Source organism: Microcoleus sp. BM001215392 (genome assembly GCF_036700185.1).
GTDB lineage: Bacteria > Cyanobacteriota > Cyanobacteriia > Cyanobacteriales > Microcoleaceae > Microcoleus.
The window spans coordinates 17,990-27,577 of record NZ_JAUBOJ010000039.1 but is presented as its reverse complement, the minus strand read 5'-3'; the positions used below and the strand labels follow the sequence as shown (position 1 = coordinate 27,577).

General features: G+C 46.9%; 8 protein-coding genes. 3 read left to right on the top strand and 5 right to left on the bottom strand.

What is annotated here, in order from left to right:
- Window positions 1-220 precede the first annotated feature (220 nt).
- From mltA to QT974_RS07165, 3 genes are all read right to left on the bottom strand, one after another.
- A complete protein-coding gene (gene mltA, locus QT974_RS07175) occupies window positions 221-1,402 on the bottom strand; it encodes a murein transglycosylase A (RefSeq protein ID WP_333467829.1) in 1,182 nt (393 codons plus the stop codon).
- 41 nt (window positions 1,403-1,443) lie between these two features.
- Entirely contained in the window at window positions 1,444-1,701 is a 258-nt protein-coding gene (locus tag QT974_RS07170; protein WP_293130789.1) for a hypothetical protein, read from the bottom strand.
- A gap of 738 nt (window positions 1,702-2,439) precedes the next feature.
- Window positions 2,440-2,592: a hypothetical protein gene (locus QT974_RS07165; protein ID WP_333467828.1), complete on the bottom strand. Its 153-nt coding sequence runs from the start codon at window positions 2,590-2,592 to the stop codon at window positions 2,440-2,442.
- A gap of 48 nt (window positions 2,593-2,640) precedes the next feature.
- On the opposite strand from QT974_RS07165, the gene QT974_RS07160 reads away from it, so the two are divergent.
- The gene (locus QT974_RS07160) at window positions 2,641-3,480 is read left to right on the top strand and encodes a glycosyltransferase family 8 protein (RefSeq protein WP_333467827.1); all 840 of its coding nucleotides are present in this window, start codon (window positions 2,641-2,643) and stop codon (window positions 3,478-3,480) included.
- A 699-nt stretch (window positions 3,481-4,179) separates the two neighbouring features.
- Complete coding sequence (gene carB / locus QT974_RS07155; RefSeq protein ID WP_333467826.1) at window positions 4,180-7,491, top strand: carbamoyl-phosphate synthase large subunit; 3,312 nt, start codon at window positions 4,180-4,182, stop codon at window positions 7,489-7,491.
- Window positions 7,492-7,632: 141 nt separating this feature from the next.
- Here the strand turns inward: carB and QT974_RS07150 are convergent, their stop codons facing one another.
- Together QT974_RS07150 and QT974_RS07145 are read right to left on the bottom strand one after the other, a co-directional pair.
- A complete protein-coding gene (locus QT974_RS07150; RefSeq protein ID WP_333467825.1) occupies window positions 7,633-7,872 on the bottom strand; it encodes a DUF6737 family protein in 240 nt (79 codons plus the stop codon).
- 52 nt (window positions 7,873-7,924) lie between these two features.
- Window positions 7,925-8,527 carry a Uma2 family endonuclease gene (locus tag QT974_RS07145; RefSeq protein WP_333467824.1) on the bottom strand — a complete coding sequence of 201 codons (603 nt, stop codon included), beginning with the start codon at window positions 8,525-8,527 and terminating at the stop codon, window positions 7,925-7,927.
- A 323-nt stretch (window positions 8,528-8,850) separates the two neighbouring features.
- Between QT974_RS07145 and QT974_RS07140 the strand changes: the two genes are divergently transcribed.
- A complete protein-coding gene (locus tag QT974_RS07140; RefSeq protein ID WP_333467823.1) occupies window positions 8,851-9,513 on the top strand; it encodes a vWA domain-containing protein in 663 nt (220 codons plus the stop codon).
- Window positions 9,514-9,588: the final 75 nt, after the last annotated feature.

Below are 9,588 nucleotides of genomic sequence, written 5' to 3'. Positions count from 1 at the left end.
AAACTCGGTTGCTGGCCGCTGGTGAATATCGAAGAAACCGGGTTTTTCCTAATCTATCGATGCTTGCGAATATTTTTGATAAAAACCCGGTTTCTGGCAACTCGTGAAGATCCTACTTTAATAGATAAAGTAGGGTGCGTCAGCCTGAGTTTTATCGTTCATATTTGATTTTTTATCGACTGACGCACCAGACAATTTGAATGAGCTCGATCGCATTACTCTACTTTAATAGCGGATAATACAGTTCTCCAGTAGAGTTGATATAACCAGCCCGATCGCCCGCCGAGTTTCCCGTGCCCATAAATACGTCAACTCTGCCCGCGCCTTTGATTGCACCGCCCGTATCCTGATCCAAAACAAACCGATTCACGGCATTTTGTTCGAGTTTCCCCGCTGCATTGGGATAGGGCAGTTTCGTGCTAATTAATGCTAGCGCGCCGGGGGGCATTAAAGCTTTGTCGGTGGCGATCGACCTTTCGGCAGTTACGGGCACTCCAATGCTGCCGGTAGCAGGTGCACCCTTAGTATCCTGGAAGAACACAAAGCTTTGATTCTTCGGCAAATACTTGTCCATCTCTGCCGGAAAATTGCTAAAATATTCGTTGAGTTTCGGCAATGTTAGCTGATCTAAAGTAAACTTGCCGTCCTTAACTAATTCTCGCCCAACTCCTGTATAACTCTGACTGGTTTTTCCCGCAAAACCGACTGTCATTACACCGCCGTCTGTTAGTTGCAACTTCGCCGAACCTTGGACGTGGACGAGAAATGCTTGGAAGCGATCGCGCAACCAAACTAATTCTAATCCCCGCAGCAATCCTTTGCTTCCCTGCAAAGCATCCGCACCTTCCAAATCCAATCTAGTCGGGTGAGGTTTCTGCCAAGAACCGAGGTTGGGCGGCGCCTTGTACAGGGGATAACGGTATTCGGAATTAGGCGTGCGAGACGCTTGGTAAGTCGGCTCGAAATAACCTGTAAATGCAACTGTGCCTTTGTTGTCTTTGCCGATCGACCTATAAAACACAAATTCCCGCTTGACAGATTCTTGGAGTTGTGTTGCAGTTGTGGAACTGACAACTAATTCGCGGAATCGATCGAGCGATCGCCTGACTCGATCGCGCGTAATACCTGCTACCGGATAGCGGCTGTAAGCACTTCCAGCGGCCGATGTACCCAGATAACCAAGGCTGTGGTCGATCGACTTTAACAGCAATTGCTTGTCCCCCGGTTTGCCATTTTCGCCCCAGATTTGAGCGTCAAAGGCGATCGACTCCAACTCACTCGGTTGTAATTGACTTACACTAATTGGTTGTAGCGCCGGAACTGCGATCGCGGGAACAGAAAATGCGATCGCCAAAACGCAACAGGCGATCGCTAATAGCCGATAACGAAAAATCTTGCTCAACTTGCAATCTTTCCTACTCAATTGATAGTTTTCCTAGTCGATCATTCATCATAGCGCTCGATGCTAGAACTAAATATTGGTTCTACTCGAATTCCCAGAACGCTTGCAGGCCTAACCACCATGTATTCGCCTTGAATATTTTTAATCGGGACATTGAGAAATTCTGACGAATCTTGTTTCGGAACCAGAGTTTTGCTGTACCACAGTTGAAAATCTTGCAACGTTGCAAAACGGATTTCTTCGCGGTGGCCGCCGTCTAGCAGCAGGTGTACGGAATATTCGCTGGGAGTTCTAGGCATAGGAGATGGGAGAGTTGTTGTACGACAATTTAAAATCTCAAATCTAAAATTGCTATGGTCGCCGTCTAGTAGCAGGTGCACGGAATATTCGCACTTGAGTTCTAGGCATATGTGTATTTTAGATTTTTGATTTTATGGTTTTGGAACGATTTTACATTTTACCTGTTACTCGCCGTCTTCTCTCATCTAATCGGTTGGAGAGTGGGGGAGGGGGAGGCGAGGGGGAGGCGAGGGGGAGATGAGGGGGAGATGAGGGGGAAGTTGTTGCAGAATTTTAACACTCTCTGTAGCCGCTGCGATCGGTCTTGCGGTTGGCGGCGGCTGGGTTTTTCGATTTTCCCAGAATAACACTAAAAACCAGCAGACTATATTCTCTCACAGGAATTCATCGCTGCGGAGCGATCGTCCGTTAGTGCAGCCCGCCGTACCGAGGCTGCGCCAACCAACAGGATCGTTCCAACTCCGACTCAGCAGTAAGCTGTCCTGCATTTAAATAGTAGCTCAAAAATCAATCCCAGTATTTATTGTGGAACGTGGCTGCTAGCCGGTTCGGAGCCTGCAATTTCAACGCAAAACAGACGATCCCAACCACAAGCAGCGCGGCTGTTTGTCATCGCCGACCCGAAATAGGTGTTAAAAACTATACACAAACTTTACATAGTGGGATTTGCAGTCCCCAGCCCGCTGTGTCCTGCTGTCGGCGGCCGCCAAAATGATGAGCGTCCCGACGCGGTGTCCTTAGCGGTCACAAGCATGAAAAATTGCCTCATACAGGGAATTGTAGGCTGCGCACAGCCTGAGAAATAGCCGTCGGAGTGTTAAAGCTTTGGGCTGGCCGGCAATTTTGTTTCTGCCAATTTTTGGGAATTGGCGATCGGGTTTGACATTCAAAAGAATTATGTTAGGGTTGTTTTATATACACTACAACCCATCAGTGGAATGAACGTATCCATTATTGGCGATCAAAATTACATTTTGGGGATAGCAGCGCTGCTGAAATCCATAGAACTCAATATCACTGAAGATCCAAACTTGCCCGTCAGCATTACCGTGGTATCGACAGGTATAAATACACAGCAAAGAAAACAGTTGCAAAATTGCTGCAAATATGAGATTGAATGGGAAGAAGTTAAGCCGAATTACGGGGGACTGCTTTCCCTCTCGGGTTCTAAGCTGACTTACGCGAGATTGGAACCGGAGAAATATACAAAGGCCAAAGACAGGCTGATTTGGCTCGACAGTGACATGATTGTTCTGGGAAGTTTAGATCCGCTGTGGAACTTAGACTTTGAAGGAATGCCGGTAGCAGCAGCGCTCAATGTCTGGGGAAATCCTAACAATCCGGCCGATAAAAAGCCTTATTTTAATGCAGGTCTTTTAGTTTTTAATCTCAAGCTTTGGGAGCAAGAAAATCTCTCAGAAAAAATGCTCGATAATGCTCGGATTAACCTTTGGTGCGATTGCGATCAGGGTACATCAAATTCTGTTTTGGCGGGAAGGTGGAAGCGATTAGAGCAGATATGGAACAATCCCGACACAGATGATATGTCTACTAGAGTGATGCACTTTATCTCTAGTCCGAAGCCTTGGGAAAGCCCGCAACCTAATAAATTATGGCTGGAGATGTTATCTCAGACACCGTTTAGGGACGAACTGAGTCGCATCAAAAATAATTCCGATTTTATTTCGACGCTAAAGGTAAAATACAAAAGATGGGAGCCGTGGCTGACTGAACCGAGTACAAAAATTAAGAGCTACATCAAAAATCGACAAAGGTAAGATGATTTGAGATGTTCGATTTGTTCGATTGGAGATTGGCCGCTGACAACAGTTCCCAAAACTAATGCAACTAACTTAGAAGCTCCCGCCCCGATCCTCTGAGTCATTCCCATCTAAAATCTAAAATGCTATGACTGATGATTGCCCGGTTTTGGAGCTTACCAACCGCGGCATTTTTTTTGGCAACCGATGTAAAGTGAGCTAAATGTAAAGTCCCCGTACAAGGGGGAGGTTTTAAACGCAATTTTTCTGATAACTCGATCCCGTGATGCCTGTGTTCTCGATATTTGGTTGAGGAGACGGTGCTGATGCGGGCCGCGCAAATTTATGTGTGGTGTGGCACCCGCATCCTGGCCTGTGGTGTATCACCGCCATCCTGTCTGCTTCCCCATCAAAAGATTTATCAGGTGTGGTACAGAGCGGACGATCGACTCAGAAGCCTTGTACATCAGGTTAAGCTCGCAGCGGCGGAAAGCTCACACGATTTTAAGAAGCGATTTGTATTATACAACACGATATTACCAACAACAATTAAAATAGTTTGGACTTGATGATATGTTGCACCATTTTGCGATCGAACTCTTCGGGGCGGGGCTTCCCCTAGCTGCGAAAGTTGCCAGTTTCAGGCTGCGACTCGTCTCAATTGGTGCAAAATGTCGAGTTAATCGTTAATCTTGTCCAATTACCAATTACGAACCTATGCCCCGTCGTCAAGACTTAAAAAAGATTCTTCTCATTGGTTCCGGCCCAATTGTTATCGGCCAAGCGTGCGAATTTGACTATTCGGGGACGCAAGCTTGCAAAGCTTTGCGAGAAGAAGGTTATGAAGTAGTGCTGGTGAATTCCAACCCAGCAACAATTATGACCGATCCGGAAACTGCCGATCGCATTTACATCGAACCTCTAACGCCGGCGATTCTCGAACAAATCATTGCCAAAGAAAGACCACAAGCAATTTTGCCGACAATGGGCGGTCAAACGGCGCTCAATTTAGCAGTTGCAGTTGCTAAAAACGGCGTTTTGGAAAAGTACAACGTCGAGTTGATCGGCGCTAAATTGCCGGCAATTGAAATGGCAGAAGACAGACTGCTATTTAAGGAAGCGATGGCGCGAATTGGCGTTGCAGTTTGCCCTTCGGGAATTGCTAACAATCTCGAAGAAGCCAAAGCAATCGGCCACCAAATCGGCACTTATCCTTTAATTATCCGTCCGGCTTTTACAATGGGCGGCACGGGAGGCGGCATTTCTTACAATCAAGAAGAGTTTGAAGAAATGGCCCAAGGCGGTGTTGATGCGAGTCCCGTATCGCAAATCTTGATCGAACAATCTTTGATCGGTTGGAAAGAGTACGAACTGGAAGTGATGCGGGATTTGGCAGATAATGTGGTGATTATTTGCTCGATCGAGAATCTCGACCCGATGGGCGTCCACACCGGCGATTCGATCACCGTCGCGCCGGCGCAAACCCTCACAGACAAAGAATATCAGCGATTGCGGGATGCTTCGGTGAAAATTATCCGCGAAATCGGAGTAGAAACCGGGGGTTCTAACATTCAATTTGCAGTCAATCCAGTCAACGGCGATTTCATTGTGATTGAAATGAATCCCCGGGTTTCTCGTTCCTCCGCCTTGGCCTCGAAAGCAACCGGTTTCCCCATTGCCAAAATGGCTGCCAAATTAGCGGTAGGTTACACTCTCGACGAAATTTCTAACGATATTACCAAGAAAACTCCGGCGTCTTTTGAGCCAACAATTGACTATGTGGTGACGAAGATTCCCCGATTTGCCTTTGAAAAGTTCCCCGGTTCCGAACCGACTCTAACAACGCAAATGAAGTCAGTAGGAGAGGTAATGGCGATCGGGCGCAGCTTCAACGAATCATTCCAAAAAGCGCTGCGCGGATTGGAAACAGGCCGCGCGGGTTTCGGGTGCGACAAACCGGAAAAGTTGCCGAGTTTGGAACAAATTCGCGCCGGATTGCGCACGCCAAATCCCGATCGCATTTTCACAGTCCGCCACGCGATGATGATGGGAATGTCGGTGGAAGATATCTTCGAGCTTACAGCAATTGACCCCTGGTTTTTAGATAAAATGCAGGAATTGCTCGAAGCCGAGAAGTTTTTGAAACGAACTGCGCTCAAGCAGTTGACAAAAGACACAATGTTTGAAATAAAGCAATTGGGATTTAGCGATCGCCAAATTGCTTACGCCACCAAAACATCAGAAGATGAAGTCCGCGCTTACCGCAAACAGTTGGGCGTAGTCCCGATTTACAAAACCGTCGATACCTGTGCCGCCGAGTTTGAAGCATTTACACCTTATTACTACTCCACCTACGAACTGGGGGCGGCAATTTCGGAATTGGGCGATGAAGAAAAGAAGATTTCGGCTGTGGCTCACAGTCTGGCGCCGGAGTCGGAAGTTTTGCCTTCTACCAAGCGCAAAGTGATGATTTTAGGCGGCGGGCCGAACCGGATCGGACAGGGGATTGAGTTTGATTACTGTTGCTGTCACGCTTCCTATTCCCTAGGGGAAGACGGGTTTGAGACAATTATGGTTAACTCGAATCCGGAGACGGTTTCGACAGATTACGATACGAGCGATCGCCTGTATTTTGAACCGCTAACAAAAGAGGATGTTCTCAACATCATTGAGGCGGAAAATCCCGAAGGAGTAATCATTCAATTTGGCGGACAAACGCCGCTAAAATTGGCGATTCCTTTGCAAAAAGCTCTCGAAAATCATCCTGACGTACAAACAAAAATCTGGGGAACTTCGCCGGATTCCATTGATGCTGCTGAAGACAGGGAGCGATTTGAAAAGATTTTGCGGGAGTTGGATATTCAGCAAGCTGCTAACGGTTTGGCGCGGAGTTTTGAGGATTCTTTAATTGTAGCTCAACGCATCGGTTATCCGGTGGTGGTGCGACCGAGTTATGTGTTGGGCGGGCGCGGCATGGAAATTGTTTATTCCGATGCTGAATTGGAACGCTACATGACTTATGCGGTACACGTAGAACCAGATCATCCGATTTTAATTGACAAGTTCTTGGAAAATGCGATCGAGGTTGATGTAGATGCGATCGCCGATGCGACTGGCAATGTCACGATCGGTGGTATTATGGAACACATCGAAGAAGCGGGCATCCACTCCGGCGACTCGGCTTGTTCGATCCCTTACCAAACGCTTTCCGACGCTGCTTTAGTCACAATCCGCCGCCAGACAATAGAACTAGCAAAAGCTCTGAAAGTAATCGGGTTGATGAACATTCAATTTGCCGTTCAAGGCGAGGAAGTTTTCATTTTGGAAGCTAACCCGCGGGCTTCTCGGACAGTACCTTTTGTGTCCAAGGCGATCGGGGTTCCGCTGGCAAAAATGGCGTCGCGAGTCATGTCGGGTCAAACTTTGGAAGCTTTAGGCTTTACTAAAGAGATTGTACCAATTCACGTTTCCGTCAAAGAGGCCGTGCTACCATTTGCGAAGTTCCCGGGAACTGATACATTGTTAGGGCCAGAAATGCGATCGACTGGCGAAGTCATGGGAATTGACACGGATTTTGGCAAAGCATTCGCCAAAGCTCAGCTCGGCGCGGGTCAAGTGATGCCGCTTTTTGGGACTGTGTTGGTTTCGATGCGCGATCGCGATAAACTAGCAGTTGTACCGGTGATCGAAGAATTCTTAGAATTGGGTTTCAAAGTAGTAGCAACCCACGGGACACGGAAAGTTTTGCGAGAGCAAGGTTTAGACGTAGATTTGGAATTGAAACTGCATGAAGGGCGGCCGAATTTGTTGGATTCGATCAAGAATGAGAAAATTCAACTAATTATCACCACACCTTCCGGCGAAGAATCCCGCGCCGACGGCATTTTCATCCGTCGCACAGCTTTGACTTACAAAATCCCGATTATTACCACAATAGCCGGTGCTAAGGCGACAGCAGCGGGAATTCGATCGCTCAAATCGCACCCGATGGAAGTGAAAGCCATTCAAGACTATTACCCGCAAACCTAGACTGCGAAACACTTGAACGTAGGGTGCGCACTGCGCACCTTACCCGCACGGCCGTGCACGCTGCGCACCCTACATATAGAGGTTATGCGTCGAGGACTTCAGCACACCTTACCCGCAGCGCAGGGTGCGCACCGCCAAAACTTAATCTGCGTCGGAATCCAAAACTGGGTCAGACATCATCAACCTCGGCCAAACCAACAAGAAGAATCCCATCCAAGCCAATAAAGGAATTGCCACTAAAACAGTTATCCAAACAGTTTTTAACAAAAACCAACTACCGGAAATCAGGCTCGTACCAGTTAAAAGAATCGACCAAGGCTGACACCACCAAGGTTTGTAATTCCAAGGACTAACAGGTTTTTGTTCGGAAACAGTTTTCATATTTGCAGTGATTTTTTATAGATAATAACAGAGCTAGGTCGATCGACCTAATTTAAACATTCATCACCTGTTCTGCGGTCAACGTTAATTCTGGGAAAGTCCGAGATACAATTCGATCGCTGCCCTTAAATGCAGTTGTTTGATAGTTGCCTTCTGCATCCAAAAGGTGAACAAATATAGTTGGAACTTTGGGATTACCCAAAAATTCCCTACTGCCAATTGCTAAATAATCGACAATCCAATACTCAGGAATCCCGAGGCGCTGATACTCATCCAATTTGTCTATGTAATCGTCATCCCAATTTGTCGAGGTTACTTCTACTGCCAATTGAATTGGTTCTTGTAAGGCTGAATAAGCAGAACGGTTCGATCGCCACAAATCGCGATCGACTACACTTACATCAGGTTTTCTGCCTTGTTCAATTCCAGCTTTACTTACAGTTCTGATAACTGCTGTATTCTTCACAACATAATTTAAGCTAAGGCGTTGAATTTCATTTTTAAACGAGTCAGCACTGAAATCGGCAACATCATCATGATTTCTGGTGGCATTCATTTCTACAATTTCTCCATTTACCAGTTCATAGAGTCCATCTTCTGGACATTCTACAAGGAATTGGTCAAAGGTCAATTTTTGTGTGACTGTTGCAATCATAAGATTTATCCTTATTTTGCAGGAATACTATTAGTCTATATTAGCACAGACAAGAATGAATTTGTTTTTTTGACCGTAGATGTAGGCGCTTCGCCTTCTTGAAGGGTACGCGGATGAGGGCGGATGAACAAAAGCACGCGCCAGCGAAGCTATCGGGAGCGTGAATCGCCCTTCTGATATTTGACACCGATATTTGATGCTGATATTTCACTGAAATGGTAAAATGCGATCGCCCTAGCAAGTTGCACTTAAATATGTTACTGAGTTGATAGAGTAAAGTAACAATGCTAAAAACCGAGCCACTCCAAGGTCAATCCTGAACCATGAGACTAGACGAAGCCGTAGAATTTGCCGAAAACCCAGAGCCCCGGTGTCCCTGCGTCCTCCTGCTGGACACCTCCGGCTCCATGCAAGGCGCACCCATAGATGCCTTGAATGAGGGGCTGGAAGTTTTTAGGAATGATTTAATTAAAGACGAACTAGCTAAAAAGCGAGTCGAAGTCGCGATTATTTCATTTGACAATAATATCAAAGTCGTGCAAGAATTCGTGACCGCCGATCAGTTCGAGACACCGCTGCTGACAGCTCAAGGACAAACCCACATGGGAGCAGGCATTCAGCTAGCACTAGACACCATCGCCGCCCGCAAATCGGAATATCGCAACAACGGGATTACCTATTATCGCCCGTGGGTATTTATGATTACCGACGGCGAACCGCAAGGCGAATCGGACGATGTGGTGGAAATAGCAGCGCAGCGAATTAAAGAGGAAGAAACTAACAAGCGCGTGGCTTTTTTTGCAGTCGGAGTCGAAGGTGCTAATATCTCGCGTTTGGCGCAAATTGTCGAGCGCACTCCTGTAAAATTGAGAGGATTAGATTTTCGAGAGATGTTCATCTGGCTGTCGGCTAGTATGCAGAGAGTTTCTCACTCAAAAATTGACGAACAAGTAGCACTTCCACCGCCCGGATGGGGAACTGTTTAGTCAGTTGACAGTTGACAGTTGACAGTTGGCAGTTGTTAGTTGGCAGTTGGCAGTTGGCAGTTGGCAGTTGGCAGT

What these genes read in the sequence shown, in the direction of transcription:
- QT974_RS07170 (WP_293130789.1), bottom strand. Translation starts at nt 1,701, where the DNA reads ATGCCTAGAACTCCCAGCGAATATTCCGTACACCTGCTGCTAGACGGC.
- carB (WP_333467826.1), top strand. Translation starts at nt 4,180, where the DNA reads ATGCCCCGTCGTCAAGACTTAAAAAAGATTCTTCTCATTGGTTCCGGC.
- QT974_RS07150 (WP_333467825.1), bottom strand. Translation starts at nt 7,872, where the DNA reads ATGAAAACTGTTTCCGAACAAAAACCTGTTAGTCCTTGGAATTACAAA.
- QT974_RS07145 (WP_333467824.1), bottom strand. Translation starts at nt 8,527, where the DNA reads ATGATTGCAACAGTCACACAAAAATTGACCTTTGACCAATTCCTTGTA.
- QT974_RS07140 (WP_333467823.1), top strand. Translation starts at nt 8,851, where the DNA reads ATGAGACTAGACGAAGCCGTAGAATTTGCCGAAAACCCAGAGCCCCGG.
- QT974_RS07160 (WP_333467827.1), top strand. Translation starts at nt 2,641, where the DNA reads ATGAACGTATCCATTATTGGCGATCAAAATTACATTTTGGGGATAGCA.